The 26,921-nt window shown below is 62.7% G+C and carries 28 protein-coding genes; 11 read left to right on the plus strand and 17 right to left on the minus strand.

What is annotated here, in order from left to right:
- Window position 1 precedes the first annotated feature (1 nt).
- From BM269_RS20965 to flgB, 3 genes are read right to left on the minus strand one after another with little or no spacing between them, the layout of a single operon-like run.
- Entirely contained in the window at window positions 2-694 is a 693-nt protein-coding gene (locus BM269_RS20965; protein ID WP_090441545.1) for a flagellar hook assembly protein FlgD, read from the minus strand.
- A gap of 2 nt (window positions 695-696) precedes the next feature.
- The gene (flgC, locus tag BM269_RS20970; RefSeq protein WP_055930683.1) at window positions 697-1,101 is read right to left on the minus strand and encodes a flagellar basal body rod protein FlgC; all 405 of its coding nucleotides are present in this window, start codon (window positions 1,099-1,101) and stop codon (window positions 697-699) included.
- Window positions 1,101-1,520, minus strand: coding sequence for a flagellar basal body rod protein FlgB (gene flgB, locus BM269_RS20975; protein WP_090441548.1), 420 nt, complete (start codon window positions 1,518-1,520; stop codon window positions 1,101-1,103). The genes flgC and flgB overlap by 1 nt, the downstream gene beginning before the upstream one ends.
- Window positions 1,521-1,648: 128 nt before the next feature.
- Here flgB and flgA point away from each other — a divergent pair, with 128 nt between their 5' ends.
- The 4 genes from flgA (at window position 1,649) to BM269_RS20995 (ending at window position 4,865) form a co-directional block, all read left to right on the plus strand.
- Window positions 1,649-2,335 carry a flagellar basal body P-ring formation chaperone FlgA gene (gene flgA / locus BM269_RS20980; RefSeq protein ID WP_090441958.1) on the plus strand — a complete coding sequence of 229 codons (687 nt, stop codon included), beginning with the start codon at window positions 1,649-1,651 and terminating at the stop codon, window positions 2,333-2,335.
- 95 nt (window positions 2,336-2,430) lie between these two features.
- Window positions 2,431-2,754 carry a flagellar biosynthesis anti-sigma factor FlgM gene (gene flgM, locus BM269_RS20985; RefSeq protein WP_090441552.1) on the plus strand — a complete coding sequence of 108 codons (324 nt, stop codon included), beginning with the start codon at window positions 2,431-2,433 and terminating at the stop codon, window positions 2,752-2,754.
- A 6-nt stretch (window positions 2,755-2,760) separates the two neighbouring features.
- A complete protein-coding gene (locus BM269_RS20990; RefSeq protein ID WP_229204729.1) occupies window positions 2,761-3,225 on the plus strand; it encodes a flagella synthesis protein FlgN in 465 nt (154 codons plus the stop codon).
- Window positions 3,226-3,299: 74 nt separating this feature from the next.
- Window positions 3,300-4,865, plus strand: a complete 1,566-nt coding sequence (locus BM269_RS20995) for a hypothetical protein (RefSeq protein ID WP_211482732.1) — start codon at window positions 3,300-3,302, stop codon at window positions 4,863-4,865.
- Between the two features lies 1 nt (window position 4,866).
- On the opposite strand, the gene motD is transcribed toward BM269_RS20995, so the two are convergent.
- The 8 genes from motD to BM269_RS21035 all read right to left on the minus strand — a co-directional run bounded on the left by motD (window position 4,867) and on the right by BM269_RS21035 (window position 13,834).
- The gene (gene motD / locus BM269_RS21000; RefSeq protein WP_090441557.1) at window positions 4,867-5,628 is read right to left on the minus strand and encodes a flagellar motor protein MotD; all 762 of its coding nucleotides are present in this window, start codon (window positions 5,626-5,628) and stop codon (window positions 4,867-4,869) included.
- A 1-nt stretch (window position 5,629) separates the two neighbouring features.
- A complete protein-coding gene (locus tag BM269_RS21005; protein ID WP_090441560.1) occupies window positions 5,630-6,376 on the minus strand; it encodes a flagellar motor protein in 747 nt (248 codons plus the stop codon).
- Window positions 6,358-7,089, minus strand: a complete 732-nt coding sequence (locus BM269_RS21010; RefSeq protein ID WP_090441563.1) for an RNA polymerase sigma factor FliA — start codon at window positions 7,087-7,089, stop codon at window positions 6,358-6,360. The genes BM269_RS21005 and BM269_RS21010 overlap by 19 nt, the downstream gene beginning before the upstream one ends.
- Before the next feature lie 17 nt (window positions 7,090-7,106).
- The gene (locus BM269_RS21015) at window positions 7,107-7,907 is read right to left on the minus strand and encodes a MinD/ParA family ATP-binding protein (protein ID WP_090441565.1); all 801 of its coding nucleotides are present in this window, start codon (window positions 7,905-7,907) and stop codon (window positions 7,107-7,109) included.
- Window positions 7,900-9,285 carry a flagellar biosynthesis GTPase FlhF gene (gene flhF, locus BM269_RS21020; protein WP_090441568.1) on the minus strand — a complete coding sequence of 462 codons (1,386 nt, stop codon included), beginning with the start codon at window positions 9,283-9,285 and terminating at the stop codon, window positions 7,900-7,902. The genes BM269_RS21015 and flhF overlap by 8 nt, the downstream gene beginning before the upstream one ends.
- 132 nt (window positions 9,286-9,417) lie before the next feature.
- A complete protein-coding gene (gene flhA / locus BM269_RS21025) occupies window positions 9,418-11,547 on the minus strand; it encodes a flagellar biosynthesis protein FlhA (protein WP_090441570.1) in 2,130 nt (709 codons plus the stop codon).
- A 34-nt stretch (window positions 11,548-11,581) separates the two neighbouring features.
- A complete protein-coding gene (gene flhB / locus BM269_RS21030) occupies window positions 11,582-12,721 on the minus strand; it encodes a flagellar biosynthesis protein FlhB (protein ID WP_090441571.1) in 1,140 nt (379 codons plus the stop codon).
- Between the two features lie 81 nt (window positions 12,722-12,802).
- Window positions 12,803-13,834: a fumarylacetoacetate hydrolase family protein gene (locus BM269_RS21035; protein WP_090441574.1), complete on the minus strand. Its 1,032-nt coding sequence runs from the start codon at window positions 13,832-13,834 to the stop codon at window positions 12,803-12,805.
- A gap of 92 nt (window positions 13,835-13,926) precedes the next feature.
- Between BM269_RS21035 and BM269_RS21040 the strand changes: the two genes are divergently transcribed.
- Window positions 13,927-14,325 carry a DUF2061 domain-containing protein gene (locus BM269_RS21040; RefSeq protein WP_090441577.1) on the plus strand — a complete coding sequence of 133 codons (399 nt, stop codon included), beginning with the start codon at window positions 13,927-13,929 and terminating at the stop codon, window positions 14,323-14,325.
- Between the two features lie 19 nt (window positions 14,326-14,344).
- Here the strand turns inward: BM269_RS21040 and BM269_RS21045 are convergent, their stop codons facing one another.
- Window positions 14,345-15,379: an Rpn family recombination-promoting nuclease/putative transposase gene (locus BM269_RS21045; protein WP_090441580.1), complete on the minus strand. Its 1,035-nt coding sequence runs from the start codon at window positions 15,377-15,379 to the stop codon at window positions 14,345-14,347.
- Window positions 15,380-15,529: 150 nt separating this feature from the next.
- Between BM269_RS21045 and BM269_RS21050 the strand changes: the two genes are divergently transcribed.
- Together BM269_RS21050 and BM269_RS21055 are read left to right on the plus strand one after the other, a co-directional pair.
- A complete protein-coding gene (locus tag BM269_RS21050) occupies window positions 15,530-15,907 on the plus strand; it encodes a VOC family protein (protein WP_090441584.1) in 378 nt (125 codons plus the stop codon).
- A 9-nt stretch (window positions 15,908-15,916) separates the two neighbouring features.
- Window positions 15,917-16,339, plus strand: a complete 423-nt coding sequence (locus BM269_RS21055) for an EF-hand domain-containing protein (RefSeq protein WP_090441587.1) — start codon at window positions 15,917-15,919, stop codon at window positions 16,337-16,339.
- Here the strand turns inward: BM269_RS21055 and BM269_RS21060 are convergent, their stop codons facing one another.
- Complete coding sequence (locus tag BM269_RS21060) at window positions 16,340-17,056, minus strand: pseudouridine synthase (RefSeq protein WP_090441590.1); 717 nt, start codon at window positions 17,054-17,056, stop codon at window positions 16,340-16,342.
- A gap of 143 nt (window positions 17,057-17,199) precedes the next feature.
- Between BM269_RS21060 and BM269_RS21065 the strand changes: the two genes are divergently transcribed.
- The gene (locus BM269_RS21065; protein WP_090441593.1) at window positions 17,200-17,493 is read left to right on the plus strand and encodes a hypothetical protein; all 294 of its coding nucleotides are present in this window, start codon (window positions 17,200-17,202) and stop codon (window positions 17,491-17,493) included.
- 139 nt (window positions 17,494-17,632) lie between these two features.
- On the opposite strand, the gene BM269_RS21070 is transcribed toward BM269_RS21065, so the two are convergent.
- The 4 genes from BM269_RS21070 to BM269_RS21085 are packed head-to-tail and all read right to left on the minus strand — an operon-like array spanning window position 17,633 to window position 20,682.
- Window positions 17,633-18,631: a S49 family peptidase gene (locus tag BM269_RS21070; RefSeq protein WP_090441596.1), complete on the minus strand. Its 999-nt coding sequence runs from the start codon at window positions 18,629-18,631 to the stop codon at window positions 17,633-17,635.
- Window positions 18,628-18,993, minus strand: coding sequence for a Rieske (2Fe-2S) protein (locus BM269_RS21075; protein WP_090441599.1), 366 nt, complete (start codon window positions 18,991-18,993; stop codon window positions 18,628-18,630). Before BM269_RS21075 ends, BM269_RS21070 begins: the two co-directional genes overlap by 4 nt.
- Complete coding sequence (locus BM269_RS21080) at window positions 18,993-19,652, minus strand: HAD-IA family hydrolase (RefSeq protein WP_090441602.1); 660 nt, start codon at window positions 19,650-19,652, stop codon at window positions 18,993-18,995. The genes BM269_RS21075 and BM269_RS21080 overlap by 1 nt, the downstream gene beginning before the upstream one ends.
- Before the next feature lie 10 nt (window positions 19,653-19,662).
- Window positions 19,663-20,682 (minus strand): RluA family pseudouridine synthase, encoded by a 1,020-nt coding sequence (locus BM269_RS21085; protein WP_090441605.1) that lies wholly within the window; start codon window positions 20,680-20,682, stop codon window positions 19,663-19,665.
- Window positions 20,683-21,254: 572 nt separating this feature from the next.
- Here BM269_RS21085 and BM269_RS21090 point away from each other — a divergent pair.
- From BM269_RS21090 to moaA, 3 genes are read left to right on the plus strand one after another with little or no spacing between them, the layout of a single operon-like run.
- Entirely contained in the window at window positions 21,255-24,437 is a 3,183-nt protein-coding gene (locus BM269_RS21090; RefSeq protein ID WP_090441608.1) for an Rne/Rng family ribonuclease, read from the plus strand.
- Window positions 24,430-25,791 carry a chromate efflux transporter gene (chrA, locus tag BM269_RS21095; protein ID WP_090441611.1) on the plus strand — a complete coding sequence of 454 codons (1,362 nt, stop codon included), beginning with the start codon at window positions 24,430-24,432 and terminating at the stop codon, window positions 25,789-25,791. Before BM269_RS21090 ends, chrA begins: the two co-directional genes overlap by 8 nt.
- A gap of 13 nt (window positions 25,792-25,804) precedes the next feature.
- Window positions 25,805-26,917 carry a GTP 3',8-cyclase MoaA gene (gene moaA, locus BM269_RS21100; protein ID WP_090441614.1) on the plus strand — a complete coding sequence of 371 codons (1,113 nt, stop codon included), beginning with the start codon at window positions 25,805-25,807 and terminating at the stop codon, window positions 26,915-26,917.
- Window positions 26,918-26,921: the final 4 nt, after the last annotated feature.

The following is a 26,921-nucleotide window of genomic DNA, read 5'->3' on the forward strand; positions in this document are numbered from 1 at the left end:
CTTACAAAACTTGTTTGATATCATCCATGGTCAATTGACCGATGGCTGGAACATTGAGCTTGGTGCCGCCGGCGCCGGTGGACACGCTGGCCACGGTGCCGAAGGTGAGCGCTTGCACGCCTTCGGCCGCCTTGCCGCCCAGGGTGCCGCTGACGCTGACGGTATACATGCCGTCCGCCGCGGTGGTGCCGTCTGCCAGCTTGCCATCCCAGCCCAGCGGCAGCACGCCCGCATCGACCGCCTGCAGCGTCTGCGTGTGCACCACTTTGCCGGCGGCATTCTTGATGTCGATTTGCAGGGTGTCGACCGCGTTCTTCAGCTCAACGCCGAACAGGCCCTTGCCCGACACCAGTTGCAGGTTCTTGCCGGCCGCCAGCACGCCATGGTTGATCAGGTTGGTCGCCTGCAGCGAAGCGGAATTGGCGTAATCCTTTTTCAGCGATTCGATCGTCTCGTTCAGCTTGTTGATGCCGGTGACGGTCTGCAATTGCGCCAGCTGGCTGGTGACTTGCGCGTTGTCCAGTGGGTTGAGCGGGTCCTGGTTCTTGAGCTGCGTGATCAGCAGCGTCATGAATTTATCCTGGTCGGCCGACACGCTCTTGTCCGAGCCGCTGTTGCCGCGGGTGTTGACCGCGTTGAGCAAGGCTTGCGACGGCGCGCTGCCGCCGGTGACGGGGGTATTGGTGATGGCCATGGTTATTGTCCGATCGTCAGGGTTTTCAGCAGCATGGTCTTGGCTGCGTTCATGGTTTCGACATTGGTCTGGTAAGAACGCGAGGCCGACAGCATATTCACCATCTCATCGACCACATTCACATTCGGCATCGTCACATAGCCCTTCTCGTCCGCCAGCGGGTGCTTCGGATCGTAGACTTGCTTGAGCGGCGACGGGTCTTCCACCACCTTGCTCACCTTGACCGAGGTGGCGGCGCCGTTGGCGCTCGGGGTGGCTTCGAACACCACCTGCTTGGCGCGGTAGGCTTCGCCGCTGGCCGAGGTGGCGCTGTCGGCGTTGGCCAGGTTGGAGGCCACCACGTTCAGGCGCTGCGCCTGGGCGCTCATGGCCGAACCGGAAACGTTGAAGATGCTGAACAAGGACATTACTGGCCTCCCTGGATCGCGGCCAGCAGGCCTTTGATCTGCGAATTAATAAAGGTCACCCCGGCTTCGTAGCGCAAGGCATTGTCGGCAAAGTTGTTACGCTCGACATCCATGTCGACCGTGTTGCCGTCCACTGCGCCCTGCGCGGGGTGGCGGAACAGCAGCGCGGTGCCGTCCGCCAGCGTGCTGCCATCCTGCGCTGGACGCGGGAAATGCCGGTTGGCCGTGGTCGTCAACGGCTGCGGGGTGGCCGCGCGCTGCATGGCTGCCTGCAGGTTGGCGGAAAAGTCGATGTCGCGCGCCTTGTAATGCGGCGTGTCGGCATTGGCAATGTTCGACGCCAGCACGGCCTGGCGCTTTTCGCGCAGGCTGAGGGCGGTTTCGTTGAACAGCAGGTAGTTGTCGAGTTTGCCTAACATGGCACTTCTCCGCTTGATGACAGGTTCGATGATACGGAGCAATGTGCTGGCTTGATCGGCAGAGAAAGGCCGGATTGTGGCCCCTATTCCCGGCTTGCCGCTGCCGCGCGAAGGCTAAGATGGGCAGCATGAAACCAGTCCTCTTCATGGCAAGCCTGTTTGCCGCCGGCGTGGCCGGCGCCGCTCCAGCCCGCATGGAGCCTGCCGCCCTGCGCCAGGCGGCCGAACAATTCCTGCAAGTCCAGACGGCCGGCCTGCCGGGCAAGGTCACGGTCAGCGTCGGTGCGGTCGATCCGCGCCTGCACCTGGCGCCCTGCCCCGCGCCGGAAGCCTTCCTGATGCCGGGTGCACGCGCCTGGGGCAAGACCACCGTCGGCGTGCGTTGTGCGGCGCCTTCGCCGTGGACGGTATATATTCAGTCCCAGGTATCGGTGTTGGGCAGCTATGTGGCCGCCGCCGTGCCGCTGGTCCAGGGCCAGGCCATCGAAGACGGACAGTTGGCAATGATGCAAGGCGAACTGACCGCCCTGCCGCCGGGCATTGCCACCGACAAGGCGCAATTGATTGGCAAGTCCAGCAGCATGTCGATCTCGGCCGGCACCCCGCTGCGGGTGGACATGGTGAAAGCCAAGCCGGTGATCCTGTTGGGCCAACTGGTCAAGCTGGTCACCAGGGGCCATGGCTTTTCGGTCTCGGCCGAGGGCAAGGCCGCCGGTTCGGCGGCCGAGGGCCAGGTGGTGGCCGTGCGCACCGGGAATGGCCAGCAAATCAGCGGGATCGCCCGCTTGGGCGGTCTGGTCGAAGTAGCTTTTTGAACAAGTTTCACGATGCCAGCTAAAGTTTGGCCGCAGGTTGCCGTAATAGACTCGTATGCCGGGGTAAAGTACTCCAACCAGACGAGGATAATGCTGTGAAGATCAACGATACATTGAAGAACACGCCGGGCTTGCCAAGTTCGCCCGCGACGAGCACGAACGCGCGCAGCGCGGACAAGGCCGCCGCTGCGACTTCGACCGCACCACAGGCAGGTACCGACAATGTGCGCCTGTCCTCGCAAGGACAGGCAATGGCGGCCAGTGGCGCTGCAGCCAGCAATGCCGTGTTCGACACCAAAAAAGTCGAACGCATCAAGATGGCAATTGCTGACGGACAGTTCCAGGTCAATTCGGAAAAGGTGGCAGACGGCTTGCTGGACACGGTCCGCGACCTGCTGCACGCCCGTAAGCAACGCTAAGGAAGCATGATGGCCGCTGTCTCCCCGAAACACAGCCTGCAGGCTGAGTTGAACAAGATCACGGAATTGCTGGACGTCCTGAAACAGGAACAGCAAGACCTGGTCGCGGCCGACATCGACCACCTGACCTCGCTGACCCCACACAAGTCGGCTCTGGTCAATGAAATGGCCACCCTGGCCACCGCGCGCCACCAGGCGCTCGCCGAGGCCGGCTATCCGGCCCTGGAACTGGGCATGGAGTCGTGGCTGGAAGCCCAGCAGGACGATGCTGCCAATTTCCTCTGGCAGCAGTTGCTGGACCAGACCCGCGCGGCGAAGGAATTGAACCGCCTGAACGGCGTGTTGATCAACAAGCACCTGGGCCATACCCAGGGCGCACTGCAAGCGCTGCGCCCGCAGCAAACCACGGTCTACGGCCCGAGCGGCATGACCACCGGGGGCACCACCCGCCGCGGCTTCATTGCCGGCTAAGGCGCTCACCGCCGGCGCGCCGCCGGACCATTCAAAATAATGACTTTTTATGCAACTCTCTGCATAATGGGCGCATGCGTACATTTCTCTCAGGAATTATTCTGGCGGCCACGACCGCCCAAGCCGGTGCTGCCCCGGTTCATTCCGCTCTTGGCGGCGAACAATTCGGCTTGCAGCCCGCCGACAATTTCCGCCTGGCCAACGGCCGCTGTACCGACTGCGGCCAGAAACCAGCCTTGTGGTATTTCCAGGACGAGCTGATCGCCCTGCCGCTGGCCGGCGCCAAGGATGCGCCGGGCCTGGTCTGGCTCGGTTCACCGCAATTGGTGCCGCAGGCGCGCTTTGACGGCAAGTCGCTGCACACGGCCGATGGCGGCGCCCTGCAGTTTCGCCTGGCGCCGAAGATCGCCAGCAACCGTTCCTACTTCGATGCCAGCTCGGAAGCCTTCTTCCGCCAGCGCGAGGTGCGCGTGCGCGGCCACTGGGATGAGGCAGGCCAGCAGTTCGTCGCCCGCACCATCTGGCCGCGCGACTATGTGATCGACGCGGGCCAGCTGCCGCTGCAGCCGCTGTCCGGTGGCGACGACCTGCAAGGCTTCGTGCGGCATGCCGAGGGCGGCGCGCGCGCCGAGTACGCGGTACGCAAGGTATGGCAACGTCCCGGTGCCGCGCCGGCCGACCTGGCGGGCAAGCCGGTGCTGGCCATGATGTTGAGCGGCGCCCAGGGCGATGACGACGAAGCGTATGGCGGCCATTTCGCCATCGCCACCGGCCGCCTGGGGCCGCAGGGCGAATGGTCGGACTGGCTGGTGAATAACTTCTACGGCCTGGATTCCTATAGCGAAAAAGGCATCGTTGCGTCGGCGCTGCCGGCGGACAACTACCTGATGGACTTGAACAGCGGCCAGCAGTATTACCGGCCGTCGTACATGCTGGTGGCGGTGCTGAAAGACCCGCGCACGGCACAGGCTTACCAGGCCAACGTGAACCAGGTGTTCCGCGAGTTCTATGCCCATCATTTCACCTACCAGCATGCGGCAGCCAACTGCACCGGGATCAACGTCGACGTGCTGCGCAAGCTGGGCTGGCAATGGCCGCTGCAGGGACCGACCAATCGCCTGAAGGCGGTGGGCGCTTTTGCCTACATGGCGGCCAAGGACCTGAGCGTTGCCAGCGGCAGGAAGGCCTTCAGCTATTTCACCGAGGAGCAGACCCGCTTGCATCCGGCGGTGGCGTTCGATGCGCTGGGCCAGGACTTGCTCAATGTGCTGGGCGGCCAGGCCGGGCGCCAGTTGAGCGGGTTCGAGCAGCAGTTGCTGTCCGATGTGGAGGCGGTGCTGCTGGTGCGCATTCCGCAAGTGCCTTCCAGCCGCGCGTTCGGCTCGGCGCCGGCATATTCGATCGATGAATTCATGGCGCGCGCGCCGGCGGATCGCAGCAACTGGCAGGTGGTGCCGACGCAGCCGCGGCCGTTTCCCGAAGCATTGATGGACGAGCAGGCGAAGAAGAATTTGCAGGCGTCGGCGTGGCCGGTGGCGGCGCTGGTGCTGCTGGTGGCGGCGATCGGCACGGCGTGGAGCTGGCGGCGCAGGCAGCGGCTGCGCGCGGCGGTGCCGCATCCGGAGCGGCTGCGCGCCTGACCTACAGGTTTGGAATTTCGGTCGCCGGATCCGGAATTCCCGACAGGATGGTCACCGCAACCCGCCGATTCCGGGCCCGCGACTCCGCATCATCGTTCGAAGCCACCGGCTGGTTGTCCGCATGCCCGACCGCCGTCATGCGCGAAGCGGCGATCCCCGACTCGATAAACAGCCGGACCACTGTCCCCGCCCGTACCGCCGACAATTCCCAGTTCGACGGAAATGCCGCATTCCGGATCGGCACATTGTCGGTGTGCCCTTCCACCTGCACATTGTGCGGGTCGTCCTTCAACAGCGTGGCCACCGCCGTCAGCGCCTCGCGCGATTCATCGGTCAGGCTCGCATCGCCGGCCCGGAACAGCACCGAGGCATTGATCTCCACGCTGACCCCCCGGCTATTCTGCGTCACCCGCACCTTGCCCTCCTTGACCAGGGGCGCCAGGGTACTGGCCAGATCCTTGGCCAGGCGCGTCATCTGCTCCTTTTCCTTCTTGATCGCCTCGTTGCGCTTGCGCGAAGCCGGATTCGGAATCGGCAAACTCTGGACTTCGGTATTGGTAGGCGGTGCCGCCCCGGCGCCGCCAAAGGCATCGCCCAGGGCGTCGGAAAACACCTTGTACTTGCCCACGTTGACCGAGGACACCGCGTACATCACCACAAAGAAAGCAAACAACAGCGTAATGAAATCCGCGTAGGAAATCAGCCAGCGCTCGTGGTTCTCGGGATCGTCGTCGAACTTGCGGCGCGCGCGGCGGTTCTGCATGTCACGGCTCCCGCATCAGGGTCGCGATCCGTTCATCGATAACGCGCGTGAAATCGCCGGTGGCGATGTCGTACATCACCGAAGCGGTCAGCTCCTGCAGGTAGACCTGGCGCGTAACGATGGTCTTGAGCTTGTTGGCAATCGGATAGAAGAACAGGTTGGCCAGGCCGACGCCATAGATGGTCGACACGAATGCCACCGCAATGCCGGAACCGAGCTTGCTCGGGTCGGTCAGGTTTTCCATCACGTGGATCAGGCCCAGCACCGCGCCCAGGATGCCGATGGTCGGCGAATAGCCGGCCGCCGATTCCCAGATCCGCACCGCCTGGCGTTCCGCCGTTTCGAAGGCGGTGATTTCCATATCGAGCATCTGGCGCATCTTGTCCGGATTGATGCCGTCCACGATCATGCGCAAGCCCTTGGCCACGAACTTGTCCTTGGCGCCCAGCATGGGACGCTCCAACGCCAGCAGCCCGTCGCGGCGGGCCAGCATGCTCCAGTTGTTGATATCGCGCGCCAACTGGGCGCGGTTGTCAGGCGGCGGCTTGAAGACCCAGCGCAGCATGGTCAGGCCGCGGCGCAGGGTCGGCAAACGGGTTTGCAGCATGACTGCGCCGAAGGTGCCGATCACCACGATGGCAAAGGCCGCAGGCTGCAGCAAGGAACTGATCTTGCCGCCTTCCAGCCCCTGGCCGACGATGATGCCGGCCAGCGCCAGCAGCACACCGGCTACGCTGGACCAGTCCATGCCTGCTCCCGCAGCGAGGCACGCAGGCGTGCCACGGCTTGTGTGTGCAATTGCGATACCCGCGACTCGGACACGCCCATCACGGCGCCGATCTCTTTCAGGTTCAGCTCTTCCTCGTAGTAAAGGCCCATCAGCATTTTCTCACGTGGGGGCAGCGCATCAATCGCATCGATCACAGCCTGGCGGAAGTCGGTGTCGAGCAGCGCGCGCAGCGGATCGGCATCTTCATCATGGGCGTAGCGGTCGAGGAAGCTGTCGTTGCCGTCCTCGTCATGAAAATCTTCGTAATACACCAGTTGGTGGCCGCCGCCCTCGGACAGCATTTCCTGGTAATCGGCCAGCGACAGCTTGAGCGATTTCGCCACTTCCGATTCGGTCGGCGGGCGGCCCAGGCGCTGCTGCAGCGTGGCCATGGCGCTTTCAATCTTGCGCATATCCTGCCGCATCGAACGCGGCATCCAGTCGGAAGAGCGCAATTCATCGAGCATGGCGCCGCGGATGCGCATCACCGCATACGTCTCGAACTGGGCGCCGTGGGTTTCCTCATATCGATTGATAGCGTCCAGCAAGCCGATCATGCCGGCCTGTACCAGGTCATCCACTTCCACGCTGGGCGGCAATTTTGCCTTCATATGGTGAGCCAGACGCTTCACCAACGGCATGTGCTCCGTCAGCAAGGAATCCTTGTCCACCTTCCCTTTGACCGTGTACATAAAGGTTCTAGTTCTTTTCAGGCTCTAAAATGGTTGCAGCTCCCCATCGCAAAACGCCCGGCCAACTGGCGGAAGGCCACAGAAGCCCCGGCCAATGGGAAGGCGTCCACCACCGCACGACCCAGGCGGGCTGCACGCTGCAGGTATTCGTCGGCCGGCACAGACCCCATGGAAACGAGGTTGACTGCCAGGTAACGGCTTGCCGCATGCGCCATATTATCGTAAACCACCCTTGCTTCGGCCTCCGAAGCGCCGGTGACCAGGATGCCGAACGGCCGGCGGCCCAGTTCATGGCTGAGCCGCTTGATCATCATATAGGCATTCTTGATCGAAGTTGCACTGTTGGACACTTGCACCACGATCTCGGAACTGGCCATCAGGGGCACCGGGAAGGCTTCGCCGTCGAATTCCCCATCCACCAGCACGATGCCGCTCTGGCTGGCCAGCACGCCGAAGGCCTTGGCCAGGCGGCGCCCTTCGTCCGGGCCGCGGCGCGACTCGCCGCGCGTCATCGACACCACGTTGAAGCCCTGCGGTGCAGCATGCAGGACCTGGTTCAGGCCGCAGCGCTGGCGTGCCACGTCGAGCAGGCTGGCGCCGTGGTCCAGTCCGAGGCGGGAGACCACGCCGTGGGCGCTGGCGCAGGCATCGACCAGCAGCACGTCGTTGCCGGCCTGCGATAACGACGCGCCCAGGTTAACCAGCATGGCGCCCTTGTCGTCCTGCGGCGTGGCCGACAGGAAGGTGATGATGCGTGGCCGGGGGCCGGCCAGCATCCGGCGCAGGCCTTCGGCCTGGTCGAAGTCGAAATTAGCCAAAGCGTACCTCGCGCAGCATCGGGTCATGGGCGGCGCCGGCCATTAGCAGCGGCAGTTCGGCGTCGCCGTATTTCGAGGCGGCCAGGCCGCCAAAGGCACGCTCTACCAGCGCCGCCGGATCGGCCAGGTGCAGGTCTTCCGGCACGCGCTGGCCGTTGGACGCATAGAACAGGCGCAGCTTGTGGCGGATCACCACGTCCAGCGCGGAGCCGATCGAGGCGGCTTCGTCCAGTTTGGTGACGATGGCGCCGGCCAGGCCGCTGCCCTGGTAGGCGCGCACCACTTCGGACAGGGTTTCCTGGGTCGAGGTGGCGTTCATGCACAGGATGCGCTGTACGTCGGTGCCGACACCCTGCAGCATAGCAACCTGCTCGGCCACCATCTGGTCGCGCTGGCTGACACCGACGGTATCGATCAGCACGGTGTGCTTGTTGCGCAACTCATTCAGGGCGATGCGCAGGTCTGCTTCGTCTTTCACCGAATGCACCATCACGCCCAGGATCTTGCCGTAGATGCGCAGTTGCTCGTGGGCGCCGATACGGTAGGCGTCGGTGGTGATCAGGGCCAGCTTTTCCGGACCGTGGCGCATCACGCAGCGCGCCGCCAGCTTGGCGGTGGTGGTGGTCTTGCCGACGCCGGTCGGGCCGACCAGGGCAAATACGCCGCCCTTTTCCAGCAGCGCATCTTCATTGTTCATGGCGTTGATGTTACGGGCCAGGACGGTGCGCATCCATTGCAGGGCCTCGGCGCTGTCGCGGGTGCTGGGCAGCTTGTCGGTCATGTAGCGCGCCAGGCTGGCGGAGAAGCCGGCGGCCAGCAGTTCGCGCAGCACCACGGTCTTGTGCGGTTCGCGTTGCTGGGTGTTGGCGAAAGCCAGTTCGTTGAGCTGGGTCTCCATCATGCCGCGCATGGCGCGCAGTTCGCTCATCATGCTGGTCATTTCGGCAGCAGCCGTGGCTTTGGCGCTGGCGACGGCTTCGGCGACCAGGGACGAAATGCGGTCCATGTCGACTGCCGGTGCGGCCGGGGCCGGAACGATCGGGACCGCAGCGATCGGGCGGGCCGCTGCGCGCGGGGCCGCCGGCGCCGGGCGGGCGCTGGCACGTACCACCGGCGCGGCCGGCTGGGACACCAGGGCCGGCGCGTAATCTGCAGCCGGCGCGGCTGGCGCCAGGTCCAGCTGCGGCGCCGGCGCGGACATCGGGGAATCCGGGGAGTGCGGGGCCAGGGCAGCGGCATCGTCGCCGGCCAAGGCCAGGATTTCCACCGCGCCGTCAACGGCGCGATTGGAAAGGATCACCGCATCCGGGCCGAGCGTTTCGCGTACCTTGCGCAGCGCTTCACGGGATGTTGGGGCGGTAAATTTTTTGACGTTCATTTGCTGCTACTCCGACAGATTCGCACATGGTCAAATTATTGACGATGCATCGAGGTAACAATCGGTGGAATAGCTTGGGAAATGCAGCCCAATTCAAAACCGGTAACCAGGGCCTGGCCCTGGCTTACCGGCTTACTGCGCGCCCACCAGAGCGGTGACCCGAATAGTCTTCGTCTCCGGAATCTCCGAATGCGACAGCACCTTCAACTGCGGCAGCGCGCGGCGCAGGAACTTGGACAGCAGCGGACGCAAGACCCCCGGCACCAGGAGCACCGGCGTCACACCCAGCGCCTCCTGTTGCTGCGTCGCTGTCGCAGCCTGCTGCGCAATGGTATCGGCCAGCCCCGGCTCGATGCCTGCCGCATCGCCGCCGCCGCTGGTCATGGCCTGCATCAGCAAGCGTTCCAGGCGGTTATCCAGCGTCATGACCGACAATTCGCCGCCAGCCGGGAACAACTGCTGCACGATCGCCCGGCCCAGTGCCACGCGCACCTGCGCCGTGAGATCATTCGGATCCTGGGTATGCGGAGTGAATTCGGCCAGCGTCTCAATAATGGTGCGCATATCGCGGATGTGCACGCCTTCCGCCAACAGGTTCTGCAGCACCTTCTGCAAGGTCGACAGCGAGAGCATCTTCGGCACCAGGTCTTCCACCAGTTTCGGCGCATCCTTGCCCAGGTGATCCAGCAGCGACTGCACTTCCGCGCGGCCAAGCAGTTCCGAGGCATGCGACGTAATCAGGTGGTTCAAGTGCGTCGCCACCACTGTGCCGGCATCGACCACGGTGTAACCCATGCCGGTCGCCTGGTCGCGCAGCGAAGCGTCGATCCAGATGGCAGGCAGGCCAAAGGCCGGATCGGTGGTGACCATGCCAGGCAGCGTACCGCTTGCCATGCCCGGATTGATCGCCAGGTACTGGCCGTTGAAGGCCTCGCCGGTGCCGACTTCCACGCCTTTCAAGGTGATGCGGTAGGCGGAAGGCTTCAGTTCCAGGTTGTCGCGGATATGCACCGGCGGCGCCAGGAAGCCGACCTCCTGGGCAAACTTCTTGCGGATGCCCTTGATCCGTTTCAGCAGTTCGCCGCCCTGGGTCTTGTCGACCAGCGGGATCAGGCGATAGCCCACTTCCAGGCCGAGGGTATCGACCGCCAGCACGTCCTGCCAGGTCGCCTCTTCCTGCTCGGTTGCCGCCTGCGCACCGCCCGCCGCACCGGCAGCGGCGCCGCCACCTGCTCCGCCGGCTTCCTGGGCCGCCACCGTTTCCCCCTTTTCCCTGGCCTTCTTCTGCAGCATGTAGCCGGAGCCGATCAGGGTCGCCGCCAGCAGGATGAACACCAGGTTCGGCATGCCTGGAATCAGGCCCAGGCCGCCGATGATGGCGCCGGTGATGAACAGCACTTGCGGCTTGCCGAACAGCTGGCTGATCAGCTGGGTTCCGATGTCGGTCTCGGAGGCCACGCGCGACACCACGATACCGGCTGCAATCGAGATGATCAGCGAAGGGATCTGCGCCACCAGGCCGTCACCGATCGCCAGCAGCACATAGTTTTTCAACGCATCGGCAAAGCCCATATCGTGCTGGATCATGCCCACCAGCAGGCCGCCCACCACGTTGATGACGGTTACCAGGATGCCGGCCACGGCGTCGCCGCGCACGTATTTCGATGCACCATCCATGGCGCCGTAAAATTCGGCCTCCTGCGACACCTCGTTGCGGCGCCGCTTCGCCTCAGGCTCGCCGATCAGGCCAGCATTCAGGTCGGCGTCAATCGCCATCTGCTTGCCAGGCATTGCATCGAGAGCGAATCGCGCGCCCACTTCAGCGATACGGCCAGCGCCCTTGGTCACCACCACGAAGTTGATGATGGTCAGGATCACGAACACCACGATACCGACGGTGTAATTGCCGCCGATCAGGAAGTGGCCGAAGGCCTCGATCACCTTGCCTGCCGCATCCGGGCCGGTGTGGCCTTCGGTCAGCACAACACGGGTCGATGCCACGTTCAACGAAAGGCGCAGCATGGTCGATACCAGCAGCACGGTCGGGAACGCCATGAAGTCGAGCGGCTTGACCGTGTACAGGCTGGTCAGCAGCACGATGATCGACAGGGCGATATTGAAGCTGAAGAACAGGTCGAGCACGAATGCCGGCAACGGCAGGATCATCATTGCCAGCAGCATGATGATCAGGATTGGCGCAGCCAAGGCTTGGCCGTTACCGGCAATGCCTTTCAGCCACGGCGGCATGTTCAGGGCGTTCATTCTCGCTTACTCCGTTGGTTATTGCTTTATTGCTTTACTGCGTCTGGTGCAGTGGGTCCATATCATCCGGCACATCGAGCTTGGCCGGACGATCCGGGTAACGCAAGCCTGGACGATAAGCCTTGATCTGGTACACATACGCCAATACTTCCGCCACGGCGGCGTACAGGCGCGGCGGGATCTCATCGCCGATTTCGGTATGCTTGTGCAGCGCACGCGCCAGCGGCGGCGCTTCCAGGATGGCGACGCGATGCTCTTTCGCCAATTCGCGGATCTTGGCCGCCACTTCGTCGGTGCCCTTGGCCACCACGCGCGGCGCGCCCTGCCCGCCCTCGGCGTATTTCAGCGCCACCGCATAGTGGGTCGGGTTGGTCACCACGACGTCGGCTGTCGGCACTTCCTGCATCATGCGTTTCTTCGCCATGTCGCGCTGCAGCTGGCGGATTTTGCCCTTGATTTGCGGGTTGCCGTCCGACTCCTTGGATTCCTGGATCAGTTCCTGGCGGGTCATTTTCAGCTTGTTCGCGTAATGCCATATCTGGTACGGCGCATCGATCAAGGCGATGAAACCCAGTGCGCCAACGATTACGATGAAGCTGAAGCCCAGCATATTCATCACGTGCGTGCTGCCGGTATGCAGCGGTTCGACCATCAGGCCGATCGCCTCCTGCTGCTGGCGCGAGATGACCATATAGGCCACCACGCCCACCACGATGGACTTGATGATGGCCTTGATCAGTTCCACCAGCGAGTTGGTGGAGAACATATTGCCGATGCCCGTGATGGGATTCAGCTTCATGAAATTCGGTGTAAAGGCCTTGGCCGAAAACAGCCAGCCGCCGACCAGCAGCGGCGATGCCAGGGCCACCACCATCACGGCGACGGCGATCGGCAGGCAGGCCAGCATCACCTGCACCACATCGACCAGGATGCGGGTAGTCAGGACATCGGGATTGAAGACCTGCTCGCGCGTCAGCGACAGCCCCGAGGTGAGGCTGCGGCTCAATTCGCGCACCAGGCCGGAACCGGTCATCCACAGGCCGGCGCCCGCTGCCATGAGAACAGTAAAGGTCGCGACTTCGCGCGACCTGGGCACGTCCCCTTCTTCACGCGCCTGCTCGAGGCGCCTCTGTGACGCGGGTTCTGTTTTCTCGGCTTCGCTGTCTTCAGCCATTGACCGCTCCTGTTATCGACCGTGCCATTATCGCTGCGGCCGGGCAAGAGCTATCGCTGGAAAAGGGAGGTAAATCGGGCTTTACTCGGCGGGGGCCGCCTCCGGAGCCTGCACCGGCGTAGCTTTCGGACGGCCCAATTGCCAGACTTGCTGGTCGATGGCGCCGAAGATGGACTTGCCGTCGGCGTCCAGCATGTCGATCTTGATGGTATCGCCGAAGGACATGAAGGGAGTTGTCGGTTTGCCATCGGCGATCATCTCCAGGCAGCGCTTTTCGGCGATGCAGGAATAGCCCTTTTTCGCATCCTTGTTGGAGACGGTGCCGGAGCCGACGATGGTCCCGGCGCGGGCATTGCGGGTTTTTACCAGGTGCGAGATCAACTGCGCGAAGTTGAAGACCATGTCCACGCCGGCATTGGGCTGGCCTACCAGCTTGCCATTCCAGGTCGAGCGCAGCGGCAGGTGGACCTTGGCATCCTTCCAGGCATCGCCCAGTTCGTCCGGCGTAACGGCCACCGGCGAGAAGCTGCTGGCCGGCTTGGACTGGAAAAAGCCGAAGCCTTTGGCCAGTTCCTCGGGGATCAGGTTGCGCAGGGATACGTCGTTGACCAGCATCAGCAGGCGAATCTGCTGGAAGGCCAGGTCGGGCGTGGCGCCCATTGGCACATCGTCGGTAATCACGGCGATTTCCGATTCGAAATCGATGCCCCATTCCTCGTGTTTCAGCGCGATGTCGTCGCAAGGACCGATGAAATCATCGCTGCCACCCTGGTACATCAACGGGTCTTCCCAGAACGACGCCGGCATTTCCGCGTTGCGTGCCTTGCGTACCAGTTCAACGTGATTGACGTAGGTGGAGCCGTCGGCCCATTGATAGGCGCGTGGCAGCGGCGCCATGCAATGCTTCGGTTCGAAGTCGAAGCTGCGGCGGGCCTTGCCCTCGTTGAGTTGGCGGTACAAGTCGTCGAGCTGGGCCGAGATGAAACTCCAGTCATCCAGCGCGCGCTGCAAATTGCGGGCAATGCCATCGGCGACCACGGCGGTCTTCAGGTCGCGGGAAACGACGAGCAACTGGCCGTCGCGGGTGCCGTCTTTGAGGGTGGCTAGTTTCATTTTAGGAATGCTATCGAATCGGTAGAGATAATCAATTTTACCTCTTAGATGCGAATCATTACCATTTGACTCAACCGGAAAGGATTTCGATCATGGCAACCGCAGCGAAGAAAATGAGCCAAGTCACTGCCCATATGGGTATCGCCTTCGGCCTGATGTACGTCCTGACCGGCTCGTTGGCATTCGGCGGCCTGGCTGCGCTGCTCGAGCCGGTGATCAATGTCGTGCTGCTGCCCTTCCATGAACGGGCCTGGCATGCCTTGCGCACGCGCCATAGCGGACGCCGGTTGGCGCTTGTCGCGGCAGAAAAGGTGTCGCAAACGCTGCTGCACGCCCTGGTTGCCTTCGCCACGCTGTACGCCGCCACCGGCTCATTCGCCTTCGGCGGGCTGGCAGCCGTATTGGAGCCGATCATCAATGTGATCGCCCTGCCCTTCCACGACCGCCTGTTTGACCGCCATGTGCTCCGGACCGTTTCAATGGCAGCGTAATCATCGGTGCCGCGCCAATTCAAGCAGGCGATAGTTCAGGTGGCAGCTTCCCGGCCTCGATAACCATATGAATCCAGTCAAGCAACTGGTCTGGTGTGGCATTCTCCAACGCTCGCGTTCCAGCCTCCGATAACGACATTCCAGCATGCTTGAGCAGTAGCGCCAAAGTGTTTCGCCGCTCAGCTAAAAGGGCTTTCGTCGCTCCTTCTCGCAACCCCTCTTGCTGTCCCTCTTGCCGTCCTTCTTGCCGTCCTTCTTGCCGTCCTTCCTGACGCCCCATCTCTAATCCCTCGCGCCGTCCACGGAGCAGGGTTCGGTACTCAAGTACCTCGGTATAGTTGCGAAAATCATGTTCAAACATCATGGCAATTTTCTCCATCGTTAACTCCTGTACCAGCGTCGCATCAGGAAACTGATCTTGGAGTCGCATCTGTAGCCAAGCGGTTAGCGTCCTCGACAGCACAGCATTATTTTGACGCTTAAGCCAGGCCGACAATTTCCGTATCAGCGCTGGTATATCTGTGCGCTCATCGTCTGCCTGGTTTAGCTCCAGCAAGGCGCCGATTACGCCTGGTCCGATGCTTCGACTAACCAGCACATAATTTAGTTCCGGTTGCAGATGTTCAAGCCCCGGAGGGGACAGCGGGCGCAATGCCCCGAGGCAAGGACGATACGGCCAGGCGTCACGTCCACTATAGACAACAATCGGCAGCAACAACGGCTCCCGACCGTGCGTTGCCCTGCGCTGTTTGGTGAGGTCTTCGGACAACAGCGCCGCATACCCTTGCATGCGTGTTGCCATCCAGCGGTCCGGGGCCGATTGGAATTCAACAAGCATGTAAATGCAGGGGCGACGATCCCGATGGAGGCACCACACCACGTCGTCATGGCGGTGGGTGCCGTTGGGGGACACATAGCTGGCGTTGATGCGCGCAAAATCGCCCGGGCGAGTCCTGGCCGTCCATCGCTGTGGCACGGCAGTGCGCAACAGCTCCCGTGCCAGTTCGGGAAACGAGAACAATTGTTTAAAGGCGGTATCGCTGGGAAAAGCCATGCACCCAGTCTAAATGTCCGCAGTCTGAGGCAACTTGGCTGTACGCAAGGCTCGGCGATAAATCAGCCAGGCCGGTGTGCGACATCTAACTGACATCGTTCGTCAAGTGACTTAGCCTCCACAAATCAATCAACGGCCCGGAGATGAACCATGCTTGCCGATATAGATGCGATTGCCATGATTGCGGTAAAGGACCTGGCGGCCGCTGCGAAATTTTATGGCGAAGTGCTCGGGCTGGAAAAGCTCGGCAGCCCGGAGCAGGAAGTCCTGATTTTCCGTAGTGGGGCAAGCAAGATCAACGTCTATCGCTCGGCATTCGCCGGCACCAACAAGGCCACTTGCGTCATGTGGAATACAGGCGGTGAATTGGAAGCGGTTGCGGCGCGCCTGAAGGCGCAAGGCGTGCAGTTCGAGCATTACGACACGCCGGGCCTGACACGCGAGGGCGACATCCACGTCGGCGGCCAGATGAAGGTAGCGTGGTTCAAGGACGTCGACGGCAATATTCTCAGCATCGTGAGCGGCTAGGAGGCCAATATGAAAGCACTCAGCTTGATCGCAGGCGCCCTGCTTTCGGCCCAGGCAATCGCCGGGCCGGACATCGACAAGGAGTTTACTGCAATGGATGCGGACCGGGACGGGAAGGTATCCGCAGCCGAGCATGCCGCCGGGGCGAAGCTGATGTTCGCCAAGATGGACGCCAATCATGACGGCAAAGTGAGCGCTGCAGAAATGACGGCGGCGCACCAGGCCGTCACGGGCCAGGCGGCCAAGAAGACGGACATGTCGGCAGCCGACAAAATCAAGGCCGTCGATTCCGACGGCGATGGCGTGCTCACTGCCGAGGAGCACGCCAAGGCATCGACATCGATGTTCACGAAAATGGAAGCCAACAAGGATGGCTTCCTCAGCAAGGAAGAGATGACCGCAGGGCATGCGGCCATGATGAAGAAGCAGTGATTAGGTCGGCGCCAGCAGCGCGAGCTGTTCGGGAGTGAGGTAGCACCACTCGCCTTCCTGCAGGCCGAGCGAGTCAAGCTGCAGTTGGCCGATGGCGGACCGATGCAGTGCCGAGCAATGATTGCCGGCGGCGGCCAGCATGCGTTTGACCTGGTGGTATTTGCCCTGCTCGAGCACGATCTCGAGCTGGTTCTCGCCGCGCTTGATGCAGGTAACAGCCGCCAGCGGAGCAGGCTCATCGTGCAACTGGACGCCAGCCAGCATCTGCGCAACCAGCTCGCCGGTCACCGGTTCAGCCGTCGTGGCCAGGTAGACCTTCGGCACGTGGCGCTTTGGCGAAGACTGGGCATGGATGAATGGCCCATCGTCGGACATCAGCAGCATGCCGGTGGTGTCATGATCGAGACGGCCGACCGGCTGGACTTCGCGCCAGGTGAATTGCTCAGGGAGCAAGGTCAGCACGCCAGGGTGATGGCTGGGCTTGCGGGAGCATTCGTAGTCGGATGGCTTGTACAGTGCAATATAGAGGTGTTCGCGATAGACCCACTCTTCGCCAAACACTTCCAGCACCAGGCCGTCGGTTTCGATCGTCGCTTTATAGTTGTCCTGCACTGCGCCGCCGATGGAAACGTCACCGTCTTCGATCAGGGCGCGGCAGTATTTACGGGTGCCGAAGCCTTGCGACTGCAGGATTCGGTCCAGGGATAATTTACTCATGGGGCGGGATTTTACCGGATTTACGTTACCGCAAGCTTCCCTATTGATGCAGATCAAAGGGCGTGACAGTCGAGTTGGTACACTTAAATAGCATTAGGAATCCGCTGACTGGGCTATAGGAATTTCTTTGGGAGATCTCAGCAATGAAGCTCTATATCAACCGTAAATCGTTGGCACAGGCCCATGCCGCTTCGTTGGAAACCAAGTTGGCAGTGGCGCGCTGGAGTGGCCAGGCAGGGGCAATGCCGCAAGCGTTGTGGCGGCGTCAACAGGGAACCGAGTTGCTGGAATGGCTGGTGCATGGTGGCTTTTCGAGCGAGGACCAGAATCCAGAAACGAAAACAGCGGCCAAGGGCCGCCGTTCTCTTGCCTCCCAAAGAGACAGTGACGAGGAATGTGAATTCACTCAAGTCCGCATCCGTAATGCGGCTGCGTAGTCTGCCTCAAGTATTGATTGCTAATCGCCCTCCCCTTGAATCGAACTACACCGTCAATATAGTCCACGTCGGGGAAATGGCAAGGCAAAATCTAGGCAAAAATGCCAAGGTTAACTGCTGAGCCACTTCCGCGCACGGTCTAGTGCAGGCTCGGCTTGGCGGCATCGGCAGCAGCCTTGATCGCACCATAACCGACTGCCGCGCCAAACTTCTTCAGCACGCGCTCCGGCAGGTTTTCATGCTGGGTGTAGTCGACGATATCCTCGGCTTTCACCACCTCGCGCGCCACGCTGTCGACACTGCCCAGGTCGTCGGCCAGGCCCATCTCGATGGCGCGTGCCCCCGTCCAGTACAGGCCGGAGAACATGTCGGGCGTTTCCCTCAGGCGCTTGCCGCGGCCGGTCCGCACCACGTCGATGAATTGCCCGTGGATTTCCTTCAGCATGGTCTGGGCATGCTGCTTCTGCTTGTCGGATTGCGGGCTGAACGGGTCCATGAAGCCCTTGTTCTCGCCGGCGGTCAGCAAGCGCCGCTCGACGCCCAGCTTTTCCATGGTGCCGGTAAAACCGAAGCCATCCATCAGCACACCGATCGAGCCAATGATGCTGGCCTTGTTGACGTAGATGCGGTCGGCGGCCGACGCGATGTAATAGCCACCCGACGCGCAGATTTCATCGACCACGACGTACAGCGGTTTTTGCGGGTAGCCAAGGCGCAGCCGGCGGATCTCGTCCACGATCATGCCCGCCTGGACGGCACTGCCGCCGGGGCTGTTGATGTGCAGGACGATGGCCACCGAGCCCGTGTCCGAGAAGGCCTTGTTCAATGCCGGGATCACCACATCCGCCGCGCCGCTGCCTTCGGCCTCGATGCTGCCCTCGATTTCGATCAGGGCCGTGTGGCGGCCCAGTGCTTCGGCATCGCCGCCCATCAGGTTGACCCCAAAGTAGCTGGCCAGGGCGAAGAAAATGATGGCCAGGGTCGATACCTTGAAGAAGATGCTCCAGCGGCGATTGGCACGCTGTTCCTTCAACGTGGCGAACACCAGCTTTTCAAGGACTTCACGTTCCCACTTGATCGGTGGATTCTCGGCCGGTGCGGCCGGCTGGCTGGTATTGTTTTCGTTGTTATCACTCATGGTCGTGGGCGCACATAGTCGTCGGGCTGCCAATAAATGTTTTCATCGCGCTCAGTCACGGCAATCGGGCGCAGGCGGCCGCCGCGGCAGGGACCGCCGGCACATTGGCCATTCTCAGGCATATAAATGGCGCCGTGGGTGGAACACATAATATAGAGGCCGCTCGATTCGAAGAACTCGCCCTCGGCCCAATCCAGCTCGATCGGGACATGGGCGCAGCGGTTCAGGTAGCCATACACCTTGCCGCCATAGCGCAGCACGAAGCCGGTCGTGTCTTCACCGCCGGCGCGCAACGGGAAACGGATACCCTTGCCGCCCTCCAGCAGCGCCTCGGCGGCGCAAACCAGGATTTCAGCATCCATCACGCATACTCATTCAGCCACTGGTGCAACTGCGGCACCGTACGCGCGGAATATACCGGGTTGCACGCGGCCAGTTGATCGAGGGGGTGGGCACCGTATTCGACGGCAATGCCGGACGAACCCGCATTTTGCGCCATCATCAGGTCATGCGTGGTGTCGCCGATCATGACGGTGCGGCGCAGGTCCTGGCCCAGCTCGCGGGTCAGTTCCTGCAGCATGGCCGGGTGCGGCTTGGAGAAGGTTTCGTCGGCGCAGCGCGTGGCATCAAAAGTCGACAGCAGGCCGGCCGCGTTCAGCGCCCGATTCAGGCCGACGCGGCTCTTGCCGGTCGCAACCGCCAGGAAGAAGCCTTGCTGCGACAAATCATGCAGCATCTCCGGCACGCCCTCAAACAGCGTCAATTCATGGTCTTTTGCCAGGTAATGGTAGCGATAGCGCTCGATCATGCGCGGATACACCTTGGGGTCAAGACCCGGCATGGCCACTTGCATGGCTTCCCCCAGGCCCAGGCCGATGACGTGGGCGGCCTGTTCCCGGCTGGGGATCGGCAGGGCCAGGTCCTTGGCGGCAGCCTGGATGCATTTCACGATGGTGGCGGTGCTATCCATGAGCGTGCCATCCCAATCGAAGACGATCAGGTCAAATTGCTTGCGCGGCATTATTTTTTTCTCAATTCAATGGTTTCCCCAAGCTTACCAAGAATCGCTGGCATTCGGCGGCCAAAGGCGCATTCAAGGTCATCGGCTTGCCCGTTTCCGGGTGGGTAAACGTAATCTGGTGGGCATGCAGGAACATGCGCTTCAGCGCGCCGCGGCTTTCGTTGGCTTTCTGCAGCGCCTTGTTCAAGGCGAAATCGCCGTATTTATCGTCACCTGCGATGGGGAAGCCGGACGATTGCAGGTGAACCCGAATCTGGTGGGTGCGGCCGGTTTTCAGCTCGGCTTCCAGCAGCGCAAAACCGTCGAACTTCTGCAGCAGGCTGAACACGGTGTGCGAGGCCTGGCCATCGGCCTGCACGCGCACCCGCCGTTCGCCGTCCGGCAGCGTGAATTTATGCAATGCCAACTTGACGTGCTGGCGCTTGTTTTTCCAGTCGCCCACGGCCAGGGCCAGGTAGCGCTTGTCGGTCAGGCCGTCGCGCATCTGGTCGTGCAGGTTGGTCAAGGCGGTGCGTTTCTTGGCAATCAACAGCAGGCCGGAGGTTTCACGGTCCAGTCGGTGCACCAGTTCCAGGAACTTGGCGTCCGGGCGGGCAGCGCGCAACTGCTCGATCACCCCAAACGAGACGCCGGAACCGCCATGCACGGCCACGCCACAGGGTTTGTTAATCACCAGCAGGTTGGCGTCTTCGAAAATGACCTCGAATTCGGCCGCCGGCACAGTGACCTCTTGCTTTTCAGCAATACGAATCGGCGGAATACGCACCAGGTCGCCGGCATTCAGGCGGTACAACTGGTCGATACGGCCCTTGTTGACCCGTACTTCGCCCGAGCGCAGGATACGATAGACGTGGCTCTTCGGCACACCTTTGCAAACACGCAACAGGTAGTTATCGATGCGCTGACCGGCCTCTTCCTCAGTGATTGTGACGAATTGTGCTTGCGGCAGGACCTGTTGGGGGGCGGCGGAATCGGCCTGTTGCGGCTTGTTTTGGCCCGGCTTCCCAGAATTTCTCTCTAAGTCCTTCATTTTGAATATATAATCGTTTTGCCGCAGTTTTTAAATTGCTGCATGTGTAAAGAATTAAACGTACATTTTACACAGGGGCGTATCCACTGGCCCCGCCAAACGCACTACGGTGGTAAAAAAGAATTGTATACGCACATTCGTGCGCCGATCAGGGTCGCAACCACTGTTGCCATCGGCTCGAGCGCTCGTGTGCTGAATTAGACTGGCTGGATTGTTAGGATAAGTCCGGCGAGCAAGCACTACAGTCGTTGCTCGCTGGTTGATGAAGTGGATAACGCTTGCCGTTTCGCTAAGGCACCATACAAGATGCCCTGGCCCGACGATGTGCGCACGCCTGCATTCTCCCGCCACCCGGCAACGCTCGGGCCGTTGGATGATGTTGCACGCTGTGCGCAAACTCGGCATGACGATCGGCTTCATGCGCCCAATGCGGCGGCAGCGCTTAGCGCAGCTGCGCCGCATGACGTGGCATTTCCCCCTACAGCCTCCTTAATTCACGCGTATATCCTTGTACTTCGCCGTCTCCCCGGAGGCGGCTTTGACATGGCCCAAGGGTCGCGGAGTTAATAAAAATGAAACGCATGTTGTTTAATGCTACGCAGCAAGAGGAGTTGCGCGTAGCAATTGTCGACGGTCAAAAATTGATCGATATCGACATCGAGACCGCCGGACGAGAGCAGCGCAAGTCCAATATCTACAAAGGCGTCATCACCCGTATCGAACCCTCCCTCGAAGCTTGCTTCGTCAGCTACGGCGAAGACCGCCACGGCTTCCTCCCCTTTAAAGAAGTTGCCCGTTCCTATTTCCGCGAAGGCGTCGACGTGCGCAATGCCTCCGTCAAGGAAGCGCTGCGCGAAGGCCAGGAAATCATGGTGCAGGTGGAGAAGGAAGAACGCGGCAATAAAGGCGCGGCACTGACCTCCTTTATTTCGCTGGCTGGCCGTTACCTGGTGCTGATGCCGAACAATCCGCGCGGTGGCGGTGTATCGCGCCGTGTGGAAGGCGAAGAGCGCCAGGAACTGCGCGAAACCATGGACAAGCTGGACCTGCCGCAAGGCATGTCGGTGATCGCGCGTACCGCCGGCATCGGCCGTACCGTGGAAGAGCTGCAGTGGGACTTGAACTACCTGATGCAACTGTGGCGTGCGATCGAAGGCGCCTCCAAGGCAGCTAATGGCGCGTTCCTGATCTACCAGGAATCGTCCCTGGTGATCCGCGCCATTCGCGACTACTTCCAGCCGGATATCGGCGAGATCCTGATCGACACCGACGAGATCTACGAACAGGCGCACCAGTTCATGTCGCACGTGATGCCGGACATGGTGCACCGCGTGAAGCGCTACAGCGACGACGTGCCGCTGTTCTCGCGCTTCCAGATCGAACACCAGATCGAAACCGCCTACTCGCGCACCGTGCCGCTGCCATCCGGCGGCGCCATCGTGATCGACCATACCGAAGCGCTGGTCTCGATCGACGTCAACTCGGCCCGCGCCACCCGCGGTTCGGACATCGAAACCACCGCCTTCCACACCAACTGCGAAGCCGCCGACGAAGTGGCCCGCCAGCTGCGCCTGCGCGACCTGGGCGGCCTGATCGTCATCGACTTCATCGACATGGAAGTGTCGAAGAACCAGCGCGAAGTCGAACAGCGCCTGAAAGACGCCCTGCACCACGACCGTGCGCGCGTCCAGATGGGCAAGATTTCCCGCTTCGGCCTGATGGAACTGTCGCGCCAGCGCCTGCGCCCTTCCCTGTCGGAAGGCTCGCACGTGACCTGCCCGCGCTGCTCCGGCACCGGCCACATCCGCGATACCGAATCGTCCGCCCTGCAGGTGCTGCGCATCATCCAGGAAGAGGCGATGAAGGAAAATTCCGCCGCCATCCACGTGCAGGTGCCAGTTGACGTGGCTGCCTTCCTGCTCAACGAGAAGCGCGGCGAAGTGCTGAAGATCGAGACCCGTCACCGCATTACCGTGATCCTGATCCCGAACAAGCACCTGGAAACCCCGCACTACAAGCTGGAACGCATCAAGCACGACGACCCACGCCTGGAAGACCACGCCGCTTCCTACACCATGGCAGAAGCTGCCGAGACCGACATGTCGTTCTCCAAGCGCCACAAGGAAGAAGCCAAGCCGCGCCAGGAAGCCGTCGTCAAGACCATTACCCCAGAGCAACCAGCTCCGGTGGTGGAACATAAGCCGGAAGCTGCCAAGCCAGCCGCTGCCGCGCCACGCGCAGCAGCAGTAGCGGCGCCAGCGGAAAAAGGCTTCTTCGCCAAGCTGATCTCCTTCTTCAGCGGTGGCGACAAGGAACAACCGGTGCAGCCGAAAGCTCCTGTCATCGTCACCAAGGCGCCAGCCAACGCTGAACGCGGCGACCGCAAGGATCGCGGCCAGCGCGGCCGGAACCGTGGCGGCAAAGGCGGCCGTGGCGAGCGTGAAGACCGCGAACCAGGTGCCCGTCCAGGCGCCGAGGAAGCCAAGCCGGCAGCGGAGGCGCGCAAGCCACGCGAACAGCGTGAACCGCGTGAGCCACGCCAGCCGCGTGAAGCACGCGAGCCGCGCGAAGCTGCTGAAGCAGTCCAGGCGCAAGGCCAGCGCACCGAGCGTGAACCGCGCGAGCAGCGTGAGCCACGCGAACCGCGCCAGCCACGCCAGCCGCGTGAGCCACGCGCCGAGAAGCCGGTTGCAGCAGAAGCCAAGGCCGAGGAATTGGCCCTGGCAGCGGCCGGCGTCGGTCCGGTGGGTACCGGCACCGGCGCGCCTGAAACGCCTGTGCTGGTGAAAGCGGTCGGCAACACCGGTCCAGAGAGTGAAGAGCAGGACGGCGCGGAAGGTGGCGACGAGCCACGCCGCCGCCGCCGCCGCGGTGGTCGCAACCGTAATCGTCGTGAACGCGATGGCGCTGAGGGCGCGGAAGGTGCGGAAGGCGCCGAGGGCGCAACCGAAGCAACGTTCACGGTTGCCCCAGCCGAAGGCGAAGTTGCCCCGGCCGCCGGCGACGCGGTGCCTGCCGTCCCGACAGTAGCCGCGGCTCCTGCCGCTGTTGCCGTTGAACCGGCATCCGCCGAGGCTGCCGGCACTCCGGTTGCCGAAGATGCTGCGGCGCACACTGTCGCTACTGCTGCTGTCGAGGCGCCTGCGGTTGCCGAGCCAGTCGCAGCCACCCCAGCCGCAGCCCCGGCCGCCCCGGCGCCAGCCGCAGCCGCCCCGGTTGCTCCGGCTCCAGTGGCGCCAGCCGCTGTGGAGCTGCCGGTCGCCGCGCCAGCAGCCGACGCGCCAATCGCCGCTGAGCCGGTTGCTGCTGAGCCGGTTGCTGCTGAGCCGGTCGACACCGCCCCGGCGTCGCCACAAGGCGTGCTGCCGTTCGCTGAAGCCACTCCAGTTGCCGTCGAGCCGGCAACGGCGGAAGAAGTTGCCGCCGAGGTGATCGAGCCTGCCGCTGCCGCCCCGGTAGCAGCGCCAGCACCGGCCGCTCCGGTTGTGGCCGCTGCGGCACCAGCCCCGGTGGCACCAGCGCCCGCACCGGCCGCTGCGCCAGCGCCGGCCGCCGCCAAGGTTGACGTCGACACCATGCTGGCCGCCGCCGGCCTGTCGATGGCGGTGACCGACCCGGCCAAGGTGCGCGCTGCACAGGAAGCTGCTGCCGCTGCCGCCACCGCCCAGCCGATCCGCGTGCCACGCGAGCGCAAGCCGCAGCCGCCGGTCGCCAGCGAGCCGCTGGTGCAGGTTGAAACCAAGGCGAATGGCTGACCAGTCGATCGCTGACGAAAAAGGGAAGCCGAGTGCTTCCCTTTTTTATGTCCCATTGCGGGAAGCCGTCCTGTACTGGCTCAAGCTAGGCTTCATCAGCTTCGGCGGCCCGGCCGGCCAGATCGCCATGATGCACGCCGAGCTGGTTGAGCGCCGGCGCTGGATTTCCGAACACCGCTTCCTGCACGCCCTGAATTACTGCATGCTGCTGCCCGGCCCCGAGGCCACGCAGCTTGCCGTCTACATCGGCTGGCTGATGCACCGCACCCTGGGCGGCATCCTGGCCGGCGTATTGTTTGTCCTCCCATCGCTGCTGCTGCTGATCGGCCTGTCCTGGGCCTATTTGGCGTATGGCAGCCTGCCCGCCGTCGCCGGCATCCTGTACGGCATGAAGCCCGCCGTCGTCGCCATTGTGCTGGCCGCCGCCTGGCGCATCGGCCAGCGCACCCTGCGCAATCGCCCACTGATGGCGATCGCGCTGCTGGCCTTCATCGCCATCAGTTTCATCAAACTGCCCTTCCCCGCCATCGTCGCCACAGCTGCCCTGCTGGGCTGGGCCGGCGGTCGCCTGCGCCCGGACCTGTTTACATTGAGCGCCGCCGCGCATGGCCCGGCAGCGTTGCAAGGCGCACACGGCCCGGCCCTGATCGACGACGACACGCCGCCCCCGCCGCACGCGCGCTTCACTTGGGCCGGGCTGGCGCGCGTTGCCGCCGCCGGCATTCTGCTGATGGCAGGCGCCTGGCTGCTGCTGGCCTGGTGTTGCGGCATCGACCAGCCGCTGGCGCAAATGGGCTGGTTCTTTACCAAGGCCGCCATGATGACGTTTGGCGGAGCCTACGCCGTCCTGCCCTACGTCTACCAGGGTGGGGTCGAGCATTTTCACTGGCTGACCGCGGCCCAGATGGTGGACGGCCTGGCGCTGGGCGAAACCACGCCCGGCCCGCTCATCATGGTGGTCGCCTTCGTCGGCTTCGTCGGCGCCTGGACGCACGAAGCCATCGCCGGCAACCCGGCGCTGGCTGGCGTCGCCGGTGCCGCGGTCGCGGCCTGGTTTACCTTCGTGCCTTCCTTCATCTTCATCCTGGCAGGCGGCCCCCTGGTCGAATCGACACGCGGCAATATCCGCATGACTGCCCCGCTGACCGCGATTTCCGCCGCCGTGGTCGGGGTCATTGCCAGCCTGGCACTATTTTTCGGCATGCACGTGTTCCATCCAGCCGGACGCTGGGAATGGCCGGCCGTGGCCATCGCCGCCGTCGCCGCCGTCGCCTTAATGCAGTACAAGCAAGGAACCATCCGCGTATTACTGGCCTGTGCAATTGCTGGCATCGTGCTATCGTACCGGGTGTAACCGACCACCCAGCATGACCGAAAAAATCATCCTCCTGAATGATGGCCGCAGCCAGGCGCCGGCCATCCCGGCAATACTAGAGGCGCCGACTGGCAGCCTTCTGGACCGTTTCGCCCGTCCACTGCACGACCTGCGTATTTCCATCACCGACCGCTGCAACTTCCGCTGCGTCTACTGCATGCCGAAGGAAGTGTTCGACAAGGACTACCAGTACCTGCCGCACAATGCCCTGCTGACGTTTGAAGAGATCACGCGCATCGCGCGCCTGTTCGTCGCACACGGCGTCGAGAAGATCCGCCTCACCGGCGGCGAACCGCTGCTGCGCAAGGACCTGGAGCGGCTGGTGGCCATGCTGGCGGCACTGCGCACGGTGAGCGGCAAGCCGCTCGACCTGACACTGACCACCAATGGCTCGCTGCTGGCCCGCAAGGCCCAGTCCCTGAAAGACGCGGGCCTTCAGCGCATCACTGTCTCCCTCGATGCGCTGGACGATGCCACCTTCAAGCGCATGAACGACGTCGACTTCGCGGTTGAAGACGTGCTGCATGGGATCGACGTCGCGCACAACGTCGGCCTGGGCCCGGTCAAAGTGAACATGGTGGTCAAGCGCGGCATGAACGAGCAGGAGATCTTGCCGATGGCGCGCCATTTCAAAGGCTCTGCCGCCATCCTGCGCTTCATCGAATTCATGGACGTGGGCACGTCCAACGGCTGGAACATGCACGACGTGGTGCCTTCGGCGGAAGTGGTGCGCATGATCGGCGCTGAGATGCCGCTGGTACCGGTCGACCCGAACTACACCGGCGAAACGGCCGAACGCTGGCGCTATGCCGATGGCGGCGGCGAAATCGGCGTGATCTCCAGTGTGACGCACGCCTTCTGCAAGGATTGCTCGCGCGCCCGACTGTCGACCGAGGGCAAGCTGTACACCTGCCTGTTCGCCTCGCGCGGCCACGACCTGCGCGCACTGCTGCGCGACGGCCGCGGCGACGAGGAAATCTCGTCCGCCATCGGCGCGCTGTGGCGCGTGCGCGGCGACCGCTATTCCGAACTGCGCACCATCAATACCGAAGGCCTGGCGCTGGGCGCCGACCGCAAAGTCGAAATGTCATATATCGGGGGCTAACCTG

This window comes from Duganella sp. CF458 (assembly GCF_900113115.1).
Classification (GTDB): Bacteria; Pseudomonadota; Gammaproteobacteria; order Burkholderiales; family Burkholderiaceae_D; genus Rugamonas.